The sequence below is a fragment of the Rossellomorea sp. FM04394 genome (assembly GCF_041889765.1).
Taxonomy (GTDB): domain Bacteria; phylum Bacillota; class Bacilli; order Bacillales; family Bacillaceae_B; genus Rossellomorea; species Rossellomorea aquimaris_B.
On sequence record NZ_CP168654.1, the window covers coordinates 2,261,095 to 2,282,058 of the forward strand.

The 20,964-nt window shown below is 41.7% G+C and carries 23 protein-coding genes; 18 read left to right on the top strand and 5 right to left on the bottom strand.

Going from position 1 to position 20,964, the window contains the following annotated elements:
* Window position 1 precedes the first annotated feature (1 nt).
* The gene (locus ACCB35_RS11270) at window positions 2–835 is read left to right on the top strand and encodes an EcsC family protein (protein WP_374053814.1); all 834 of its coding nucleotides are present in this window, start codon (window positions 2–4) and stop codon (window positions 833–835) included.
* Window positions 836–1,059: 224 nt separating this feature from the next.
* Window positions 1,060–1,773: a hypothetical protein gene (locus tag ACCB35_RS11275; RefSeq protein WP_374053815.1), complete on the top strand. Its 714-nt coding sequence runs from the start codon at window positions 1,060–1,062 to the stop codon at window positions 1,771–1,773.
* A gap of 35 nt (window positions 1,774–1,808) precedes the next feature.
* Here ACCB35_RS11275 and ACCB35_RS11280 read toward each other — a convergent pair whose 3' ends face one another.
* Together ACCB35_RS11280 and ACCB35_RS11285 are read right to left on the bottom strand one after the other, a co-directional pair.
* Entirely contained in the window at window positions 1,809–2,201 is a 393-nt protein-coding gene (locus ACCB35_RS11280) for an SET domain-containing protein (RefSeq protein ID WP_044337031.1), read from the bottom strand.
* Between the two features lie 92 nt (window positions 2,202–2,293).
* Window positions 2,294–3,607, bottom strand: a complete 1,314-nt coding sequence (locus tag ACCB35_RS11285) for a D-alanyl-D-alanine carboxypeptidase family protein (RefSeq protein ID WP_374053816.1) — start codon at window positions 3,605–3,607, stop codon at window positions 2,294–2,296.
* A gap of 260 nt (window positions 3,608–3,867) precedes the next feature.
* Between ACCB35_RS11285 and ACCB35_RS11290 the strand changes: the two genes are divergently transcribed.
* Window positions 3,868–4,881 carry a S66 peptidase family protein gene (locus ACCB35_RS11290; protein WP_374053817.1) on the top strand — a complete coding sequence of 338 codons (1,014 nt, stop codon included), beginning with the start codon at window positions 3,868–3,870 and terminating at the stop codon, window positions 4,879–4,881.
* Between the two features lie 38 nt (window positions 4,882–4,919).
* Here ACCB35_RS11290 and ACCB35_RS11295 read toward each other — a convergent pair whose 3' ends face one another.
* Window positions 4,920–5,312, bottom strand: coding sequence for a hypothetical protein (locus ACCB35_RS11295; RefSeq protein ID WP_374053818.1), 393 nt, complete (start codon window positions 5,310–5,312; stop codon window positions 4,920–4,922).
* A gap of 135 nt (window positions 5,313–5,447) precedes the next feature.
* On the opposite strand from ACCB35_RS11295, the gene ACCB35_RS11300 reads away from it, so the two are divergent.
* The 5 genes from ACCB35_RS11300 to ACCB35_RS11320 all read left to right on the top strand — a co-directional run bounded on the left by ACCB35_RS11300 (window position 5,448) and on the right by ACCB35_RS11320 (window position 9,007).
* Entirely contained in the window at window positions 5,448–6,365 is a 918-nt protein-coding gene (locus ACCB35_RS11300; RefSeq protein ID WP_374053819.1) for an alpha/beta hydrolase, read from the top strand.
* Window positions 6,362–6,844: a DNA topology modulation protein FlaR gene (locus ACCB35_RS11305; protein WP_374053820.1), complete on the top strand. Its 483-nt coding sequence runs from the start codon at window positions 6,362–6,364 to the stop codon at window positions 6,842–6,844. Before ACCB35_RS11300 ends, ACCB35_RS11305 begins: the two co-directional genes overlap by 4 nt.
* 13 nt (window positions 6,845–6,857) lie before the next feature.
* Window positions 6,858–7,403 carry a GNAT family N-acetyltransferase gene (locus ACCB35_RS11310; RefSeq protein WP_374053821.1) on the top strand — a complete coding sequence of 182 codons (546 nt, stop codon included), beginning with the start codon at window positions 6,858–6,860 and terminating at the stop codon, window positions 7,401–7,403.
* A complete protein-coding gene (locus ACCB35_RS11315; protein ID WP_374053822.1) occupies window positions 7,400–8,416 on the top strand; it encodes a serine hydrolase domain-containing protein in 1,017 nt (338 codons plus the stop codon). The genes ACCB35_RS11310 and ACCB35_RS11315 overlap by 4 nt, the downstream gene beginning before the upstream one ends.
* Window positions 8,417–8,506: 90 nt before the next feature.
* Window positions 8,507–9,007 carry a CBO0543 family protein gene (locus ACCB35_RS11320; RefSeq protein WP_374053823.1) on the top strand — a complete coding sequence of 167 codons (501 nt, stop codon included), beginning with the start codon at window positions 8,507–8,509 and terminating at the stop codon, window positions 9,005–9,007.
* A gap of 40 nt (window positions 9,008–9,047) precedes the next feature.
* Here ACCB35_RS11320 and ACCB35_RS11325 read toward each other — a convergent pair whose 3' ends face one another.
* The gene (locus ACCB35_RS11325) at window positions 9,048–9,551 is read right to left on the bottom strand and encodes a GNAT family N-acetyltransferase (RefSeq protein WP_374053824.1); all 504 of its coding nucleotides are present in this window, start codon (window positions 9,549–9,551) and stop codon (window positions 9,048–9,050) included.
* A 112-nt stretch (window positions 9,552–9,663) separates the two neighbouring features.
* Here ACCB35_RS11325 and ACCB35_RS11330 point away from each other — a divergent pair, with 112 nt between their 5' ends.
* The 3 genes from ACCB35_RS11330 (at window position 9,664) to ACCB35_RS11340 (ending at window position 11,847) form a co-directional block, all read left to right on the top strand.
* A complete protein-coding gene (locus tag ACCB35_RS11330; protein WP_374053825.1) occupies window positions 9,664–10,110 on the top strand; it encodes an HIT family protein in 447 nt (148 codons plus the stop codon).
* On the top strand, window positions 10,107–11,348 hold the full coding sequence (locus ACCB35_RS11335; protein WP_374053826.1) for an aminopeptidase: 1,242 nt from the start codon (window positions 10,107–10,109) through the stop codon (window positions 11,346–11,348). The genes ACCB35_RS11330 and ACCB35_RS11335 overlap by 4 nt, the downstream gene beginning before the upstream one ends.
* A gap of 103 nt (window positions 11,349–11,451) precedes the next feature.
* On the top strand, window positions 11,452–11,847 hold the full coding sequence (locus tag ACCB35_RS11340; RefSeq protein WP_374053827.1) for a VOC family protein: 396 nt from the start codon (window positions 11,452–11,454) through the stop codon (window positions 11,845–11,847).
* A gap of 127 nt (window positions 11,848–11,974) precedes the next feature.
* Here ACCB35_RS11340 and ACCB35_RS11345 read toward each other — a convergent pair whose 3' ends face one another.
* Window positions 11,975–13,090 (bottom strand): NADH:flavin oxidoreductase, encoded by a 1,116-nt coding sequence (locus ACCB35_RS11345; protein ID WP_374053828.1) that lies wholly within the window; start codon window positions 13,088–13,090, stop codon window positions 11,975–11,977.
* Between the two features lie 210 nt (window positions 13,091–13,300).
* On the opposite strand from ACCB35_RS11345, the gene ACCB35_RS11350 reads away from it, so the two are divergent.
* The 7 genes from ACCB35_RS11350 (at window position 13,301) to ACCB35_RS11380 (ending at window position 20,678) form a co-directional block, all read left to right on the top strand.
* Window positions 13,301–13,858, top strand: coding sequence for a glycerol-3-phosphate responsive antiterminator (locus tag ACCB35_RS11350; RefSeq protein ID WP_044337019.1), 558 nt, complete (start codon window positions 13,301–13,303; stop codon window positions 13,856–13,858).
* Window positions 13,859–14,201: 343 nt separating this feature from the next.
* Window positions 14,202–15,032 carry an MIP/aquaporin family protein gene (locus ACCB35_RS11355; RefSeq protein WP_374053829.1) on the top strand — a complete coding sequence of 277 codons (831 nt, stop codon included), beginning with the start codon at window positions 14,202–14,204 and terminating at the stop codon, window positions 15,030–15,032.
* A gap of 18 nt (window positions 15,033–15,050) precedes the next feature.
* Window positions 15,051–16,541: a glycerol kinase GlpK gene (glpK, locus tag ACCB35_RS11360; protein ID WP_374053830.1), complete on the top strand. Its 1,491-nt coding sequence runs from the start codon at window positions 15,051–15,053 to the stop codon at window positions 16,539–16,541.
* Window positions 16,542–16,713: 172 nt separating this feature from the next.
* A complete protein-coding gene (locus ACCB35_RS11365; protein ID WP_374053831.1) occupies window positions 16,714–18,378 on the top strand; it encodes a glycerol-3-phosphate dehydrogenase/oxidase in 1,665 nt (554 codons plus the stop codon).
* Between the two features lie 360 nt (window positions 18,379–18,738).
* Window positions 18,739–19,620 (top strand): SDR family oxidoreductase, encoded by an 882-nt coding sequence (locus tag ACCB35_RS11370; RefSeq protein WP_374053832.1) that lies wholly within the window; start codon window positions 18,739–18,741, stop codon window positions 19,618–19,620.
* Between the two features lie 132 nt (window positions 19,621–19,752).
* The gene (locus tag ACCB35_RS11375; RefSeq protein WP_374053833.1) at window positions 19,753–20,178 is read left to right on the top strand and encodes an NUDIX hydrolase; all 426 of its coding nucleotides are present in this window, start codon (window positions 19,753–19,755) and stop codon (window positions 20,176–20,178) included.
* Between the two features lie 56 nt (window positions 20,179–20,234).
* Window positions 20,235–20,678, top strand: a complete 444-nt coding sequence (locus ACCB35_RS11380) for a DUF4064 domain-containing protein (protein WP_082051114.1) — start codon at window positions 20,235–20,237, stop codon at window positions 20,676–20,678.
* The last annotated feature ends 286 nt before the right edge of the window (window positions 20,679–20,964 follow it).

The following is a 20,964-nucleotide window of genomic DNA, read 5'->3' on the forward strand; positions in this document are numbered from 1 at the left end:
TATGAACGAATCAGAAACAAGGGAAGCCCTTTTGCGTGAACTGGAAGTCGTTGATAAATGGTCTGAGGATCAAAAAGGGTTATGGTTTTGGGAGAAGCTCGGCCGTATTCCATTTATGATCCTTGACCGGATCACTCCTCAAACGGTGCATAACAAGATCGGACAAGCGCTGGATGAAATAGGGAGCTATATACAAAAGGGAGGAAGTTACCTTACAAGTGAGAGAGAAGTCGTTAGGCGATTTGTTAAGAGAACAGATAATCCTCACTTATCGGTAATGGATATTTCCAAGCTCCCCCTTTCATATATGGATGAAGTAAGCGAAGGGATTGTAGGCATGAGAAAAAAGGTTGCCATGACCCAGGGGGCGACTACCGGAATCGGCGGCTTCCTGACTCTAAGCATTGATATACCTTTCATTCTCGGTATCTCACTTAAGACTCTTCAGGAGATCGCAATAAGTTACGGGTACGACCCAAATGATCAACAGGAGCGTATTTTCATTATAAAGTGTTTACAATTCGTTTCTTCAGATATAGTAGGGAAACAAGCAATCCTTCACGAACTATCGGACTTTAACAAAAAGGATACGGAGAAAAGAGAACAAACCCTTTCCCAGCTTCAAGGCTGGAGGGAAGTGATGATCAGCTTCCGTGATAACTTCGGATGGAAAAAACTATTCCAAATGATTCCCATCGCAGGAATCCTGTTCGGCTCCTTCATCAACAAATCCATGATCTCAGACATCGGCGAAACCGGCCGTATGCTCTACCGTAAAAGACGGATCCTTGAGAAGCTTGAGAAGCTTGAAGAGGGACGGACATCTGAATTATAACTTTTCTGTAGAAAAGGCTTAATATTAACCTTTTTAAATAATGAATGTAGATCAGAGGTCCGTCCCTCTGATCGTTTTTTAATGTCATTCTTTTGGAAAAAATTATGATAAGATAAAAGAAAAGCTTGGGGATGCTTTTAGATGATGATGAATATTAATGGTAATACGATAGATGAAGTGACTTTGAGAAATTGGTGGAGTAGGCTGATTGCTGAGGTGTTTCAATGAAAAATAAAAAGTGGTTATATTATCTTATATTGACTTTCCTTGTGATCCTTAGTTGGTATTTCTATCAGAGGATGACTGACCGTACTTACGAGGGGATGACTATCATCCCCGAAGAACATGATGACATCCCTTTATATGAAGGCTTGGAACCAACAATGAGCAATTATAAAATGAAAGGCGATCATTGGATGGGTATCTATGATTTTTATCTCGAGGAACTTCCAAAATTGGGTTGGGAGGTAAGTGAATTAGATTCAGCAATTGACGAACATGCTCCTGAAAATGATTGGGGCGGTTTTTATTCTAGTTGGAGAAAAGTAGGTTTTGATGGAGAATTATCTATCTCATCCCATTTCAATCAAGGGGAAGGCTACACGGAGGTCATTTTTGACAAACATCCTTTTTTTTATTCCTCTGTCTGGATGGAGGCGACTCCAAAAAGTGCATGCGTTTATGTTGATACTGGTAATGAATCCTGCCGGACGATCAACGATAAGGAAACCATACAGTCTTTAGTTGATTTTATCAACGATGGCATTGATTGGGATGATCAATCAACCGAACCCCGTTCAAGTAAGAAAACCTATCTGTTTGATGATTTAAAAGTTGAAGTCCTTTACGAAGGAGACAAGGAAATCTATATAAAATCAGATAAAGGGATAAAGGTAGTGAAACCAGAATCTGAGTTCCTGAAAATCATTAGTCAGTAAAATAAAAGGGACCTCCAAGTGGAAGTCCCTTTTAATTATTCATCTTCGTTTTTATCTTTATTAAACCAAAGCGGTTCATCATTATCCACTTCGCCATTATAATTAATGAGCAATTCTTCGCCAGCTTGAATGTCTTTGTAGGCATAAAAGTCGAAGGTATGGTTATCGAAATTTATTTCGTAAATTGTATTTGGTGTATATGAATGGTTAAACAACATTCCATATCCTAATAGAAGTGCTGTGTGATTAATTCCGTATTCAAATACATAATCCGCCAGGAATGTTTTCTCTATATGTTCATGTTCCTCATTGGGATAGGGGATGACTGGTGCTTCATGAACCAGCTCTCCTTTGGCTATATCTCTTTTTGCAAAAACGCCGCGATTAAGATCACCGTCACTAAGAGATGATATTTTCACTTCGATCATTATGCCACCTTCTTTCTATATCCTCTAACTTAGTAAGCTTGACACGAACTGGATAGAAAAGCAACATCAAATCTATAATGTAGCCAGCTCAATCAAAACAAATTCCCAAAAAAACCTTGAATGCTTCGTGCACTTCGTACTAGCCAACTGGCCTTCTCGACGGACTCAGCGGCATATATATCAACTTTATAGGAAGGTTGTTTTTTATCAATGATATACTCGTTCTTTTCAGGGGTTTCAATCAACATTTCACCAATTTTTTCACCCTTTTGAATGGGAGCTTGAAGAGTACCATCGTCGTTAAGCTTATCTTCATCTAATTTGACTGAAGCTTTCACTTTATCTTTCTCTTCTTTTGTAACACGGATAGATAGAGGCTTGTCTATTCTAATGGTTACCGTTTGTTCCTTACCGTCTGGAACGTCTAACGTGTGTTCCTTTTTCTTATCAATATCATTTAAAGTATATTTAACCGTCTCAAACTGATTAAATCCATAATCAAGAAGTTCTGTCGTTTGAATGAAGCGCTCGGCACTGCTGGGCTGACCATATTCATCCTTTGCATCTAAAATGACTGAAATATATCGTACCCCATCACGTTCTGCAGTCCCGGTAAAAGTGGAACCTGCAAAGGGTGTCGTACCTGTCTTTAATCCATCTGCACCTTTATAAAAATAGGTTTTATCTTTTAAAAGGCCGTTTGTATTCTTCATGAGGAGTTCTTCATTTGTCCCCGGTCTGAAAACTTTGGAAGAGAGTTTCGATGTCTCTAATACTTCTGGAAAATCGTGAATGAGGTAATACGCCAGAGTGGCCATATCTTCAGCCGATACCATGTTTTCATCATTTACATCCGTTCCCTTCGGAAACATGCCGAGCATATCATAGTTACTCAGCCCGGAAGAATTAACAAATTGATAATGTTCAAATCCGAGTTCCTTCGCCTTTGCATTCATCCTCTTTACAAATTCTCCCTCGGAACCTGCTACGACTTCGGAAAGTGCAATCGCTGCACCATTTCCTGATTTGATCACCATGGCATCATACAATTCCCTTACCGTATACTCTTCGTCCGCTCTTAAGGGGACATTGCTCAAGCCTGGTGCATTCGCTAATTGATGGACTTTGTCACTTACTTTATACGTTTGATCCCATTTGATCTTTCCTTCTTGAATGGCTTCTAACACAAGGTATTCTGTCATCATCTTCGTCATGCTGGCAATACCGAGCAGCTGATCTTCATGTTCCTTATAAACAATCTTACCCGTATCTGCTTCCACTAAAATCGCAGCATCTGCATTTATATCTAATTTTGTCTTCCCATGCGCCGTTTGCTGAAAAGGCGTCATGGCCATAAAGGATATCATCAAAACCGACAGGCTTTGCTTCATTGCATTCTTCTTCAAACCAATACCTCCAAAACCTAGTTTACACAACCAAATTATTTTACCACACAAACCACATAAGCGCCCCCAAACCCCAAAACCTTTTCAAATCGTTCATATTATTGTCAAAATGAGGGACGGACCTTTCTTTAGGCAGAATCTTCATTTTATAGGGAGAAGTGGTCGGGTGAGGTCCGTCCCTCTTTCAGAACTGGAAAATAATTCTTGCTCTTAACCTTCCATTCTGGTAAAATCATCTAAACTGTTTGGAGGGAAAGACTATGATTACCTACCCACTACTATTAAAAGGCGCAACTATAGGGGTGACCGCTCCTTCATCAGGAGTTCCTCAAGAACTACATGATTTGTTAAAGCAATCGATCTCGAAAATGGAAAGTAAAGGCTACTCCGTAAAATGCGGAGAGACTGTATGGACGCAGCATAAAGCAAAATCTTCCCCAGCCCAAAAGAGAGCCACTGAATTGAACCAAATGTTGCAGGACAATAAAGTCGACCTCATCATCCCGCCATGGGGCGGCGAACTACTCATAGAAATCCTGGATCTCATTGATTATGAAAATATCAAAAAGAAATGGCTGCTTGGTTATTCCGACACGAGTGTGCTTTTACTGGCACTAACATTAAAAACTGGAATCGCCACTGCGCATGGAACCAATCTCGTTGATCTGAGAGGGGAGTACTCCGATCCGACAACGGCACAATGGGAAACCGTGCTCTCAACGAAAGAAGGATCATCTGTTACTCAATACTCATCACAGCACTATCAAAAAGAATGGAATCACGAGCACCCCTCTCCAACAGTCTTTCACTTATCTGAGCAAACCATTTGGAGAACTGCAGGAAATCAAGATGTAAAGGTCAATGGCCGTCTACTCGGAGGCTGCATAGATGTCATCAGGCACTTGATCGGAACGCCTTATGGAAACATAGCAGATTTTAGAGAGAAGCATATAAAGAATGAAACCATCCTCTGGTATTTTGAAAACTGTGAACTAAATACCGCAGATCTGCGCCGGACACTTGTACAGATGAAATTAGCCGGCTGGTTCGACCATTCTTCTGGAATTCTGTTTGGAAGAAGTCCTAGCAACACTCCTATTGGTGATTATATGATTGAAGATGTCTACCAAGAGTTATCAGACGAGCTGGAGATTCCAATCGTGCATGATATTGACTGCGGACATCAGCCTCCTCAAATTACTTTTATCAATGGAGCATATGGGGAGGTAGAAGTATCCGGTGGAAAAGGAAAAGTCATTCAAACATTCAAATAATCAAAAAAAAACGTCCCATACCAGGACGTTTTTTCTGCCTACTTATTCAAACCATTATATCGCTTTTCATTCATCACCCACATGATGTATCCCCATAGCCATCCACCTGCCACACAACACACGATTAAAAGGGGAAGATAGTCTCTGATTATTCCATACAGAATCACTGAAAATACCAATCCAGTAATCAACGACCCATATACAAATGAAAAGAACCATTTCCCTTTATTTCGAATGGTTTCCCACCGCCTCCAGTAGTCGCCACCCGGCTCCCTGCTGTTGATAAAGAAAACGCAGGCATTCATAAAAAAGATAAGGCTGATGGCCAAATACATGTAGGATTTCGGATCTAACCAAAACACTAGAAAGTTAATCAGAGAAGTGAAGGAGAACATGATATATATAAGTTTATTTTGTTTTATTTTTTCCATTTCAGCGCCCCCAATCTTTTGTATTATATCAAATCATTTCCGACATGGACCAACATATTCCAACAAAATAAAGGAAAATCCCTCCATCCTCTAGAAGTCTTTGAGGAACAGAATTCAGCTAAGGAGTTTATTTTAATGAAAGCAAATGTAATGACCATTCGAAAAAAAGAAATCCATGTCGAAACCCATGGTTCTAAGGAAAATCCAGCCTTACTATACTTGCACGGGGGCCCTGGGGAAAGTTGCTACGATTTCTCGTTTCATCAAAGTGATAGATTAGGGAAACATTTCTTTCTTGTTTCAATCGACCAAAGAGGTGTTTGCCGCTCAGAAGCCATTCGAGAAAATGAAGAGTTTGGTTTTCAGGATCTGGTAGAAGATTGTGAAGCACTCAGAAAGGAATTAGGAATCGACAAATGGTCTTTACTAGGTCACTCCTTTGGAGGGTTCCTTGCTCTTGCATACGTCTCCCAGTATCCTGAATCCATCGAGAAAGTCATTTTTGAATGTCCTACCTTCGATTTTACCTTGACATCTAAGGGACTGCTTAAGAAAACCGCTCAATTATTCGGAAAATACAATCAGTTCGAGTTGCAAGAGAAGGCTAAGAAATTGGCCGAGGAAGATCTTTCCCCAAGGGACTTTACAGAAATTTATATGAAGCTTAGTGACGAACTTGGAGAACACCGCATGCAAATCTATACACATAATTTTGATAACCCAACTGACTATAATGCTACTTACACAAACGAAGAATGGGACACTTTATATGACCGTTCAGATTATCACTATCATCTTCTCCGTGAAGAGGGCGTCATTTTCACTAGTTTGTTGGATAGAATCAAACTACTGGAAACACCCATGCTTCTTCTGACTGGAGAATATGATCCCGTCACATGTGAAAAACATGTAGAAACATTTCAGAGAGATGCAGCAAACGGTAGTATCGTTCATTTTAAACAAAGTGGTCATACACCCCATTACGAGGAAGCCGACCGCTTTAAACAGGTTATCTTGGATTATCTATTAGTCAAAGACCGGCAATTCTCATGAACACAGCTAAAAGAATTCACATCATAGGCTCCGTCGCAAGCGGAAAATCCACACTCGCTCGCCGGCTTTCAAAGGAAAGAGGGATTCCCTATTATGAACTCGATAACGTGATATGGAGAAGACACCCCAATGGAGATATAAGAAATACTGAAGAACAACGAAGGGATATACTTACCTCAATACTAAAACGAGAATCATGGATCATCGAAGGCGTACATTATCAAAAATGGATGTTCAAATGCCTTGAAGAGGCAGAGCTTATCATCTTTCTTGATACACCAAAAAGGAAGCGGAATTTTCGGATACTCAAACGCTACATAGAAGAGAAATATGGATTCAAAAAAGGGAACTACAAGCAAACCTTAACGATGCTTAGAAAAATGTATGGGTGGAATCGGCACTACGAAACGAAAGAAAAGCCAATCGTCATGCGAAACCTCGAACCATATCAAAATAAAGTCATCATTCAAAAAGGATAAAGGGGCAATCAACATGTTTACCTATAAACTAAACGACGAATTAGAATTAAGACTTCTGGATGTACAGGATGCTGAACGAATCCATGAACTGACTGATCAGTCCAGATCCTATCTGCGTGAGTGGCTCCCATGGGTGGATTACTCAAAAACGGTTGATGATTCAAAGGAATTCATTAAAGGTACACGTTTGGGCTTCGCAAATGATAAGAGTTTGACTACCGGCATAATCTATCAAAGTGAAATAGTAGGAGTAGCAGGATTCAACGTACTTGACTGGTCAAACAGAGTGGCGTTCATCGGCTATTGGCTGGGTGAAGGCTACCAGGGAAAAGGAATTATGACGACAGTTGCAAAGGGGCTTACGAAATACGCATTTGAATACTTAAAAATGAATAAGGTCGAAATTACCGCTGCGGAATTCAACCATCGCAGTCGAGCGATTCCCGAGCGTCTTGGATTCAAGGAAGAAGGGAAGCTGAGGCAAAGAGAATGGATTTATGATCATTATGTGGATCATATTGTATACGGTATGCTCGCAGACGAGTGGAAGAAGTCTTGAAAGGGACCGTACAAGGACCACTAAAGGAATTGATTTCCTGGGTTGAAGACATTAAATATAAAAACGGGAGCTCCGCTGCAGCCCTTTATATCATAAAAGATAATCAGGTTCTGTTGGAGCATTATAGCGGCAGGCACTTCCACGGAAAAGATGCTTCGAATATCACAGAACAGTCTCAATTTAATGTAGCCTCTGCCCGTAAAAGTTATTTAGGTCTTGCGGTTGCCTACGCTTTACATGATAAATATATCTCGAGCCTAGATGATCCCATCACTCATTATTTTCCTGAGTTTGATAAAGATCTGTATAATGGCACAACGGTCCGTCACCTTGTAACTCATTCCCACGGACTGGATATCGACGAAAATGGATACATCTTTCGGAAATTCGAGCCCGGCACCAAATGGGAATACTGTAATGTGGGTGTGGACATTGTGACCAAATTAATTCACCGGCTGTATGGAAAAGGGTTCCCTCAGCTTTTAAACGAGAGGGTTTTTACTCCTTTGGGGTTTAGTGAAACGGGATGGAGAACGGAACCAGATGAAAACCTTGTGCCTATCATCGACCGCATTGATAAACCTGCACTACCTGGACTGGGTACTTCTTTAGATGGAACGGAGAAGAATTTATTTGTATCACCTAAGGAATTTGCTCTCTGGGGACAGCTTCACGTTCAGAAAGGCAAGATGAATGGAAGACAAATCGTTCCCTCTAAAGTGATTGAGACTGCCACCTCCATTCAAAATGTTTCGTATTCTGATTCCTCATTACCTGAGAACGGTCTGTTTTGGTACGTTCAAGACATTACACGAAAAAAAAGTGAACTCGGTGAGAGGGTACCTGCAGGATCTTATCAAATAGTAGGTGTTACCGGTCCAACGATTCTCATTATTCCAGCTTATAACGTGGTGGTGGCAAAAATGTATAACAAGCGATACAACTACGGAGGAGACCATTACCTTTATTATTTGCGGGAGTTCAGTAACAAAGTGGCAGATCTGTTCTCCTGAAGAATGATACACTTCAATAGACAAGAATGAATTACCAGATATTTGGTAACACTAACATCTATATTATGAGTCGGGCTATGGGGGGATCCCATGTTTCATATTGTAGTCATTGTGGTGATAATTCTCAGTTCCTTGAAGTGGGGATCCTGGAATAGATGGAGAGAATTTCTTCCCACCATCTATTACTTTGGTTTTTTCAATATGTTTTATCAGTATATCAGTTACACTATGAAGGCAGTTTGGGAACTAGATGGGTTTTTCATCAATATGTTTGTGACGGATTCTCTTTACACGATGATCGCTTATCCTTGCCTTGTGGTTCTATTTTTAAGCCACTACCCAGAAGAAATCAGGATGAAAATCCTCTATTATTTTAAATACATAGGTGTCGCCATTTTGATTGAATGGGCAGCCTGGACCATGGATTCCATTGAATATTTTGAAGGATGGAACCTTTGGTGGACGCTACTGTTTTATTTTATTATGTTTCCCATGCTGCGCCTTCACTACAGAAATCCTTTTCGGGCACTGGTGCTATCAGTCTTTGTCGTTGCTTTCTTACTTATTAGCTTTGATTATCATGTATTATGAAAAAACGGTGAATCCTCATCTCGGGACTCACCGTTTTTCATTATAAGAATAACACCATTAATTCTTCATCGAAATATTCATCGTTATATTTCAATGCCCGCTTTTCCGTTCCGTATGGCTTGAATCCACAAGATTGATAGAGACCCTTCGCTGTTTCATTGGTTGTTACAACTGTAATCATGACTTGTTCAATGCCATCCTCCTCTTTTGCTTGTGTGATGGCGGTTTGAATCAACCTTCTTGCGAATCCCTCCCCGCGATGGGCAGGGGCCACATACATGGCAAAAATAGAAGCTTTATGCTTCATTTTTAAAGTTCCTTCACGTACGAGGGTCACCGCTCCGACCAGTTTCCCGTCAACAAAGCAACCAAACGTGTAGCTGCCCTTTTGTACAAGTCGCCCGGCTGTCACTTCAATTGGATTGGGACGGGCGATGGCTTCTTCATAGCTGCCACCGAAGCTCGAAGGACTTTGTTGCAGCATTTCCAAACGAAGCTGCCAATAAGCTTCGGCATGGTTTTCATTGAGTAATTGAATATCCATTATTTTCTGACCTTCTTTCTGTTACATGATATGATGAGAGAAGCATGTATTTCAGCTATTCAAACAGATTTCGACATTAATTGTGGAAATCCTTTAAATTGGAGGTATATGAATGGAAGAGTGTCTAGGCTGCCGACTTGCAAATAAAAAGGAGAGAGTATTTATCATTTACGAAGATGATCATGTGTCCTGCTTTTTGGACAATGTCCCGCATCACCCAGGACATACCCTAATCCTCCCCAAAATACATAAAGTGGAAGTAACGGAATTGGATGAGGTTGAGAGCCTCTCCATTATGAAGGCTTCTCAACTAGTTGCAGAAACCATACAAGCACTATATGAACCCAACGGCATTACTATCTGTCAGAATGGAGGCATCTACAACGAGTTAACTCATTATCATATGCATGTTATTCCGCGGAATGAGGAAGCAGATCGATTTGGCGAACTGTTTTATGGAATGGCTCAGGTTGAACGACACGGTGAAGCTCTGGAAGAAACTCAAAAAAAGATGATGGCCTACATTAATAGAATACAAGAATTGGAGATAACCAAATGACCATACATAAAGATTTCGACAAAAAAATAAAACAATACGCAGAGCTTGCCATTAAAGTGGGAGTAAATGTTCAAAATGATCAGCCACTTTGGATCTCTGCTCCCCTCGGAACTGAAAATTTTGTGCGCATCGTCGTAAAGGAAGCCTATCTTGCCGGGGCCAGAAATGTACATGTTCAATGGTATGACGAGGAGATTATGCGAACACATTATGAACTGGCCCCGGATGATACCTTTTATGAATATCCGAGCTGGCTGTCTGCTGCTCATGAGTGGGTTGTGGACCATAAAGGAGCTTTCCTGCAGATAGAAGCAAATGACCCGGACCTGCTGAAAGGAATCGACCCAGACCGGATCCTTAATTTTGAAAAAGCAAGTGGAGACGCCCTTGACCGTTTCTATGAAGCCATCGAAAAAGATCAAATCAGCTGGTCGATCGTAGCCATCCCTTCGCAGAAATGGGCCGATAAAGTCTTTCCTGGCTTGCCTGAGAAAGAGAGAATCGCAAGCCTCTGGGACCACATATTCACATCCGTCCGCATCGATCATGAAGATCCCGTCCTCGCTTGGCAAACCCATATCCAAACCCTGACCGACAAGGCAAGCGAACTTAATGACTTAAAGCTTGAAAGCCTGCACTACCAATCGGCTGGGACGGACCTGACCATAGAACTCCATGAAGATCACCTGTGGCTGACGGGGGCGAGCAAAACACCACAAGGAACACATTTCATTGCCAATATGCCGACAGAAGAAGTCTATACTGTTCCTGTGAAAACCGGAGTCAATGGCACAGTTATAAGCACCAAGCCACTTGCCTACAATGGCAACGTCATTGAAGACTTCACCCTTACTTTTAATGATGGGGAAATTACGAATGTAACGGCAAGAAAAGGAGAGGAAATACTGAAAAAATTGATTTTGACGGATGAAGGGGCAGCCTACCTAGGTGAGGTGGCACTTGTTCCACATCAGTCACCTATCTCTGATTCTGGCGTTCTATTCTTTAACACCTTATTTGATGAAAATGCATCCAATCATCTAGCGATCGGTTCCTCTTATCCAACGTGCATAAAGGATGGAGACATTTTATCAGATGAAGAACGGGAAGCTAAGGGACTTAATGAAAGTGTGGTTCATGAAGATTTCATGATTGGTTCTGCCCAGATGAATATAGATGGAGTGTGCCGTGATGGAAGGAAAATCGCTATTTTCCGTAATGGGAACTGGGCTATATAAATGAAAGGAGCCAGCTAGAGTCTAGTTGATTGCTTTGGCTTCTTCTTTAAGCCACTAACCCCACGACACATTTAATGTAATTTAATAGTAAAGGAGACAAACCATGATTTATGAAATGACCGTGCAAGTCCGAGTAACAGATATGCAAGAAGGGCAACGATGGTATGAAACTTTATTAAATCGGACTCCTGATTTCATCCCCCACGACGGATTCGCTGAATGGGAACTCATTCCCGGCTGTTGGCTCCAAGTAGCAGAAGGTACTCCAACGCCAAATTCAGGTCCCATCCGTCTAGGAGTTGAAGATATTGGCAGAGAAAAGGAAAGACTGTCATCCCTTTTAGGTACCAAGCGCTTTGATATTCATGAAAGAGAAGAAGTCCCGGTAAAATGGGCAACATTTCAGGATCCATGGGGGAATGGAATCGGTATGTTCGAATATCACAGTAAATCTGAAATGCAAGCACGTATTCAGTCCCTTTTTGGAAAAAAGAAATAAGGTCCCTCATTTGATCAAAAAGAAGACATCTGATTGCAGATTCTATTGGTGTATAAGTGTTAGCTTACTTCCGACTTAAAAAGAAGAACCCTTAATGTCAGTAAAGGGTTCTTCTTTTACATAAAACTTATTCAACAATGTTCATCTCAAGCTCATGTTTTTTCACATATGCTTGAGGAAGCAAGATTCTTTCAAAGTCAAACTTCTCAAGGTCCAAGCCTTTTTCAACCTTATTCGGAAGATCCGGGTTCGCAAGGGCACTTGTACCTAAGCTGATAAACTCAGCCTGCTCTTTTTGCAGAAGTACTTCTGCTTTAGAGGGATCACCGAGTTGACCATTGGCTATTACCGGTAATTGACTAAAAGAAGAGGCAGCCTCGGCGAGAGTCATGCTACCTTCCCCGAAGGAGGGTTCAGAACCATCTCCATCTGTCGTATGAATGTAATCTAATTCCGTTTTCCCTAATGACGTAAAGATGGTCTCTGCAGCGGCTTGACCTTCTGGCCATTTATAATTTTGATCTGCCACTTTCCCTTGAGAAATACGAATCCCTACCACAAAGTCATCCCCAACAGCACTCCGGACATCGTGGATGATTTCGGTTAGTAGACGAAGTCGATTTTCAAGCGAGCCACCGTATTCATCTTGGCGTTTATTTAAATAATCCGTCAAGAACTGGTCCAGTAAATAACCATTGGCACCATGAATTTCTACACCTTCAAAGCCTGCTTCTTTGGCATTTACAGCACTTTCTACGAAGGACTTTTTGACAGCTTCAATATCGTCCATCGTCATTTCTTCCGGAACAGGGAAAGGGCCGGACCCTCCGTAGAATCCAAGCTGATCACCTTTTGGTGCAATGGCAGATGGTGCTTTAGTATTGTCTTTATAGGCATTCCCTTGACTTTGTCCTCCTGCGTGCATAAGCTGAGCAATCATCAAGGATCCGTGACTGTGAACCGTTTGAACAATTTTCCTCCATGCTTCTATTTGCTCTTTATTTACAATGCCCGGCTGGTTGAAGTATCCCTGACTGTATTGTTTATCTGTATATATTCCTTCTGAAATGATAACGCCGAAACCGCCTTTTGCGAAGCGTTCATAATACCTTTCCATCGTTTCATTTGCCACGCCATTTTCACCTGCGCTCACCCGGGTCATGGGTGCAACTATATAACGATTCTTAGTTAAGCCGGCGCCGAGGTTTCCTTTTGAAAACAGTAGAGTATATGGTGAACTCATTTTGAACACTCCTTTAAAGTATTTAAAGATGATTATATCTTTCATCTTTAACGGAATCTAACTTTACGCCTGATGGATATGCCGGTCCCACGAAATGTTATATTGTGGTAAAATCAATACAATATGGGTGATATATAACATAGAGCATCATTTATGATATAATTTCTCCTTGTGAAAACATATATGCTACATCTATAAGGGGGTAATGTGATGAGTTTTGAAGGTCAAAAGATAATGCCTGCCATCCGCTCTATGAAGGACTTTGATAAAATGCTTGAAACCTCTTTTCAATATGGTGTGTTTCTCGACCTCCATGTCGGGATGCTGAAGAGCGTCTTCGACTATGCGCGAAACCAGAATCGAAAGATGTTTTTACATTTGGATTTAATTCACGGGTTATCAAGTGATGAGTATGCTGCAGAATATGTCTGTCAGGAAATCAAACCCTATGGCATTATATCCACTAAAGGAAATGTGATAAAAAAAGCAAGGCAAAAAGGTGTTTTTGCCACTCAACGAATGTTCGTGATTGATTCAAGTGCCATGAATCGGAGCATTGAACTTATACATAAGACAGATCCCGACTTTATTGAAGTGTTGCCAGGTGTGGTTCCTAAAATAATAAAAGAAATAGGTGAAAAGACGGGCAAGCCCATTTTTGCAGGCGGACTGATTGACACAGTGGAGGAAGTGGAAGCAGCAATTGAGGCAGGCGCAACGGCGATCACGACTTCTGATCGGGTACTCTGGAAACATTTTGACAGATGAAAATTCACAAAAATTCATTGACACCGCTTTCATTGTGAAGTAATATTGTTCACAAGTTAATACGTTGTGAAAGAGATGAAGAGACTCACGTGAATTGCCTGCTATTGATGGGCATATTCCGTGAGTTTTTTTATTTTTTTCAACAGGCTCTATCAATAAAGAGGCTTGAATAACAAGATTATCACAGACAGATATGGGGTAAACGAGCTAAAAAGCCTCATAAAACCTCGAGGAGCGGCTGTGCCACAAGTTCTTTCTTTAGGACAGACGTTTCACACATACTGGTTAACGTCCAGCTGCAGGTTAAAACAGTGCAATATCTAATTGAAATGAGGGATGATGTATGAATGCATTTTTAGGAGAAGTGGTAGGTACAGCTTTACTCATTATTTTCGGTGCTGGGGTTTGTGCCAATGTGAACCTCAAAAAGTCATATGCTTATAACTCTGGTTGGATCGTCATAGCATTTGGATGGGGCTTGGGTGTTGCCATGAGCGTATACGCCGTCGGGAAGTTCAGCGGGGCTCATTTAAATCCGGCTGTCACATTGGGACTAGCGTTCAATGGGGATTTCCCATGGAGCAGTGTACCTGAATACATTCTGGCTCAAGTGATCGGGGCGATCATCGGGGCAACAGTTACTTATTTACACTTTTTACCCCATTGGCATGCAACAAAGGACCCGGGCGTGAAATTAGGAGTTTTTGCTACCGGACCGGCCATTCCGCATTATTTTTCAAACTTATTGAGTGAAATCATTGGAACTTTTGTTTTGGTAGTAGGATTATTATCTATAGGGGCGAATACCTTTACAGACGGATTGAATCCATTTATCGTCGGATTCCTAATTATCGCAATCGGGATCTCACTCGGTGGTACGACTGGCTACGCCATTAACCCTGCTCGTGATTTAGGACCACGGATCGCTCACTTCCTGCTCCCGATTCCAGGAAAGGGACCATCCAACTGGGGATATTCGTGGATTCCGGTAGTCGGTCCGGTATTAGGTGGATCGTTTGGAGGCGTATTTTATAAAGCGGTATTCATTGGACAAGTCACGACAAGCTTCTGGGTGGTTTTCATTATCACACTTACCGTTCTTGGACTTGCCTATGTGAGTGACAGGAAGAACAGTTTGGCCAAAAAAGTAAGTCAATTATCAACTGAAAATTAATCTTTGGAGGGGTTATCAATGGAAAAGTTTATTTTATCTTTGGATCAAGGGACAACAAGCTCAAGAGCCATCCTTTTTAATAAACAAGGGGAAATCGTTCATACTGCCCAAAAAGAGTTTACTCAGCATTTTCCCAAACCGGGCTGGGTAGAGCACAGTGCAAATGAAATTTGGGGATCCGTTCTGGCCGTCATTGCAAGCGTTTTATCGGAATCAAGTGTGAAACCTGAACAAATAGAAGGTATCGGAATCACAAATCAACGTGAAACGACCGTTGTGTGGGATAAGGAGACCGGAGACCCGGTTTACAATGCGATCGTCTGGCAATCCCGTCAAACTGCCGGAATCTGTGATGATTTAAAATCACAAGGATTAAACGAGACCTTCCGTGAAAAAACCGGATTACTGATCGATGCTTATTTTTCCGGAACGAAGGTGAAATGGATCATGGACAACGTCGATGGAGTTAAGGAAAGGGCGGAAGAAGGAAAGCTTCTGTTTGGAACAATCGATACCTGGTTGATTTGGAAAATGTCAGGTGGAACCGCTCACGTAACGGACTACTCCAACGCCTCACGCACACTTATGTATAATATTTATGACCTGAAGTGGGATGAAGAGCTCTTGGACATACTTGGTGTACCTGAAAGTATGCTCCCAGAGGTCCGTCCCTCATCGGAAGTGTATGCAAAAACGGTCCCATATCATTTCTTTGGGAGGGAGATCCCGATTGCAGGTGCAGCAGGGGATCAGCAGGCCGCATTGTTCGGACAGGCCTGTTATGAGAAAGGCATGGCTAAGAATACGTACGGCACAGGCTGCTTTATGCTGATGAATACGGGTGAAAAAGCGGTGAAGTCTGATAATGGACTATTAACGACACTTGCCTGGGGAATCGATGGAAAGGTGGAATATGCTCTTGAAGGGAGCATTTTCGTTGCCGGATCTGCTATTCAGTGGCTTCGCGATGGACTCCGTATGCTGAAAGATGCAAAGGACAGCCAGGAATATGCAGAAAAAGTGGAGTCAACTGATGGAGTATACGTTGTCCCTGCATTTGTAGGATTGGGAACTCCTTATTGGGATAGTGACGTTCGCGGTGCTGTATTTGGGTTAACCAGAGGCACCTCGAAGGAACACTTTGTAAGAGCCACCCTGGAGTCACTTGCCTATCAGACGAAAGATGTCTTGACTGCCATGGAAGCGGATTCCGGAATTTCCCTTAAAAAGCTGAGAGTCGATGGAGGGGCAGTAAAGAATGATTTCTTGATGCAATTCCAAAGCGACATGTTATCCGTACCGGTTGAACGCCCGGTTGTCAATGAAACCACCGCTCTTGGCGCTGCCTATTTAGCGGGCCTTGCCGTTGGATTCTGGAAGAACCGTGAAGAAATCTTCAAGCAGTGGAATAAAGATAAACAATTCGAACCGGCTATGGCCCCTGAGACACAGGAAGAACTATACAATGGTTGGAAAAAAGCTGTAAAAGCAACTATGGCTTTTAAATAAAAGATATCTATGGTATAATGAGATCAAGTTAATAAAACGGTTAGAGACCAAGAGAGACCAAACTTGCATTATGGCACACTACGTCCATGATGTTTGTTTCGGTCTCTTTTTTTATGGTTAAACAATAGAGTGAGAGTTTAAATCATTTCTTAAATCCTAGGAGGAACCAACTATGACATTTTCAAGTACTGCCCGACAAGAAGTGAAACATACATTGTCATCGAAACAATTCGATCTGATTGTAATCGGAGGGGGAATTACCGGTGCAGGCATCGCCCTCGATGCATCCAAGCGGGGAATGAAGGTTGCTCTGGTGGAGATGCAGGATTTTGCGGCGGGTACGTCCAGCCGTTCAACAAAATTGGTCCACGGAGGCTTACGTTATTTAAAACAATTTGAAGTGAAAATGGTTGCAGAAGTAGGGAAAGAACGGGAAATCGTTTACGAAAACGGACCTCATGTCACAACTCCCGAATGGATGCTATTACCCCTTCATAAAGGAGGGACATTCGGTAAATTCAGCACCTCGATCGGTCTGAAGGTATATGACTATCTCGCTGGTGTTAAGCGAAGTGAAAGAAGATCCATGCTATCGGTATCGGAAACGTTAACGAAAGAGCCCCTCGTCAAAAAGGATGGTTTGAAAGGCGGAGGTTACTATGTAGAATACCGTACCGACGATGCACGTTTAACCATTGAAGTCATGAAGGAAGCAGTTGCTCATGGGGCAACGGCCTTAAACTATATGAAATCCCAGCGCTTCCTCTATGACAACAAGAAAGTAGTTGGAATAGAAGCAGAAGACCTGGTGACAGGGGAAACGATGGAAATTCGCGGATCAAAAATTGTCAATGCCGCCGGTCCTTGGGTCGACGATGTCCGGGGTAAGGATTACAGCACCAATAACAAGCAACTTCGGTTGACGAAGGGAGTCCATCTTGTCATCGATCAAAGCAAATTCCCCCTTCGACAGGCCGTTTATTTCGATACACCTGATGGACGGATGGTATTCGCTATTCCACGCGATGGGAAAGCGTATGTAGGGACTACGGACACCTTCTTTGACTCTGAGAAAGCATCCCCTCATATGACGTCAGAAGACAGGGATTATATTTTGAATGCGATTCATTTCATGTTTCCCGATGTATCAGTAGGGAAGGATGATGTAGAATCGAGTTGGGCAGGCGTGCGTCCGCTGATATTTGAAAAAGGAAAGGACCCTTCTGAAATTTCGCGTAAAGATGAGGTGTGGGAAGCTGAAAGCGGTCTGATCACCATTGCAGGAGGTAAGTTGACAGGTTACCGCAAGATGGGTGAACACGTCGTTGACCTTGTTTCAACACGATTAAAAGAAGAAAACAAGCAAAAGTTCCCATCTTCCTCCACGAAACATATGCCGATTTCCGGCGGCCATGTAGGGGGATCGAAGAATTTTCAATCCTTTATTGATCAAAAGGCAAGAGAAGCCATTCAATATGGATTGACGGAAGAAGAGGGCCGGAAACTTGCGGGAATGTATGGATCTAATGTGGATCAGCTATTCAAGCTTGCACATGCTTATAGTGGAACCGTGGGTGATAGGTCCGTCCCTCCTTACTTGTATGCACAACTGATTTATGCGATTCAGGAAGAGATGGCCGCAACCCCTGTTGATTTCTTCATTCGACGAACAGGAGCTTTATTCTTCGATCGTGAATGGGTGGAGAAATGGAAGGAACCTGTCATTGATGTGATGGCAAAACTCCTGAATTGGAATATAGAGCAGAAAAAACAATATACTCTTGATTTGCATAATGAGTTGAAGAATGCAGTTGTACCAGTCGATCTTCAGTCATAAGCAAGAAAAAAGGCAGAATTTCATTTCTGCCTTTTTTGTATTTTGCTCTTCTTTTTGCTTCATCCGCCCGAATTAAAGTTCATTAAATATGCTTACAATTATATAAATATATGAATAGTTGATGAAATTGACAGTAGATGACTGTTCATTTCCCGAGAGAACTGTTCATCCCTTCTTAGTGTCGTTGAATATCATATGGGATTGCTGTAGATTAAGAATAGAAATTGACACGACTTCCTCGTCAAAAGGGTGGCTTCAATGGGATGAAGCCACCCTTTTTTTGCATTTTTTCAACAAAAAACTAAATGGATAAGTATATTATTGCTATACTGATAGAAAAAAAATAGGGAGGAAGCTGGAATGGATAATAAAATAGCTGTAGTGACGGGGGCTAATAGCGGGTTTGGTTTTCTCTCAACGCTGGAGCTGGCACAACTTGGATATAAAGTAATCGCCACCATGAGAGACATTCATAAAGGAAATGCATTGCTTCAACGGGCCGAGGAACTAAATGTGGGAGATTTAGTTGAGCTTCATCCATTGGATGTAACGTCGGAAGCATCCATTAATGAATTCTCTATCTATCTTAATGATTTGGGCAAGGTGCACATTCTCCTGAATAATGCAGGGTTTGCCGGTGCAGGATTTGCAGAAGAAGTGACAATCGATGAGTTCCGTGAACAATTCGAAACGAATGTTTTTGGTGTCATGAGAATGACTCAAATTGTCCTCCCTTTTATGAGAAAGCAAGAAGAAGGTAAAATCATCAATACGAGCAGCATTAGCGGCAGATTCGGCTTTCCTGGGCTCAGTCCTTATGTTTCTTCAAAGCACGCGTTAGAGGGATACACAGAAAGTCTGAGGTTGGAACTTAAGCCCCTTGGAATATCCGTACACCTGATCGAACCCGGTTCTTATCGTACGAATATCTGGACAACAGGAAAGAAAGTCACTCCACTCTCGATGCAAAAACACTCTCCTTACTTTGGTTATATGGAGGCCATCAACTCGGAAATTCAAGCAGGTGCAGATACACTAGGAGATCCCAGGGAGGTTGCAACGATCGTAGGTGAAATAGCTCTAAACAAGAAAAAAGCCTTTAGAATTCCCATAGGAAAAGGAGTGCGATTAACCCTACTGATCAAAACCATCCTGCCATGGAGCATCATGGAAAACATCATCTTAAAAAAACTCGGAATGAAAAATACTAAAAAGGACGGACCTTATAGCAAGGCAGAATAATGTCTGAATTTAAAGAATATTATTCTTTTGAAGGAGAATTTTGTCAAAAGAGAGAATATGCTTAAGGAGATCCATAAACTTATGGAATCACTGAATAAGTTTGAGTCCTTCCACACGAAATGAGGTGATTGATTGAATGAATGGATTGGTGCATCTGCTCTTTGCATCCATGAAGGCCGTTTATTGATGGTGTTACAGGGGAAAGAGAAAGAAGAGAAGAGATGGTCGGTTCCTTCTGGGGGATTGGAAGCGGGCGAATCCTTTCAGGAATGTTGTAAACGTGAAGTTTGGGAAGAAACAGGCTATGATGTTGAAGTGGGAAAACATTTGTATACAAAGTGGGGGAATGAAGGGAGTACCTCTACACGAATTCATTACTACGAAGTCCAGCTCCTTGGAGGAGAGGCAACCTTACAGGACCCTGATCAATTAATACATAAAATCGAATGGTTTTCACTTCAAGAGTTAAAGGACCTGCCCCTGGGATTTCCAGAGGATCATTCCATCCTGGAAGCCTACATGAATAAGAAGCTAAACACACTATCTCCAAGGGGATAGTATCGTTTAAGCTCAATATATTATATAGTATTTATTTATAAAGGAGAGAGAGTAGAATGGTGAAACGAACAGGAGAAGTAGTGATGGGAGTCATCGGAATTATCTTATCCGCATTATTTTCCATCATTGGAATCGTACTTAATATGGGAATGAGTAATCCTGAGGTCATGTCCCAAATCGAAGAAGGTATGGCAAGTGATCCAAACCTGCAAAACGAAGAAATGACAGCAGGAGATATATCTACCATTATTGAAACGGCTGAATCAATGGGATCTTACCTGGTGATTTTGGGAATCATTGCATCTATTCTTGGCATCATTGCTGTAGTGTCCATTGTAAAAAATAAGAAGCCAAAATTATCTGGAATCATGTTTATCATCGCTGCGCTTGTCATCGGACTCGGCACGATTGGATTTGGTTTCGTTCCTGGACTTCTATTCCTTATTGCAGGAATCATGGCGTTTGTTCGCAAACCTAAAAAGTCGGACCCTGTATATTAAAAAATAAAGCTTAGAGAATCTTTCTCTAAGCTTTATTTTTTATTCATATTTAGCTTCCTCAACAAATAAAGTAGGAAATGATTAAGTATTTTACGTCAGGGGAAAAAAGTTTTTTCCTCCTAAGATCTGCTTGTACTCCACTTGCTTTCCGACGGGATTTATACTATCTTAAAAGTAGAGCATAATGAAAAAACAAGAGACACTGGCGGCAACCAATGTCTCTTGCTACACAGCAAACTGCAAGGAAAGCAGTGGCCCAATAGAGAAAGGAACATAACTCTACCCT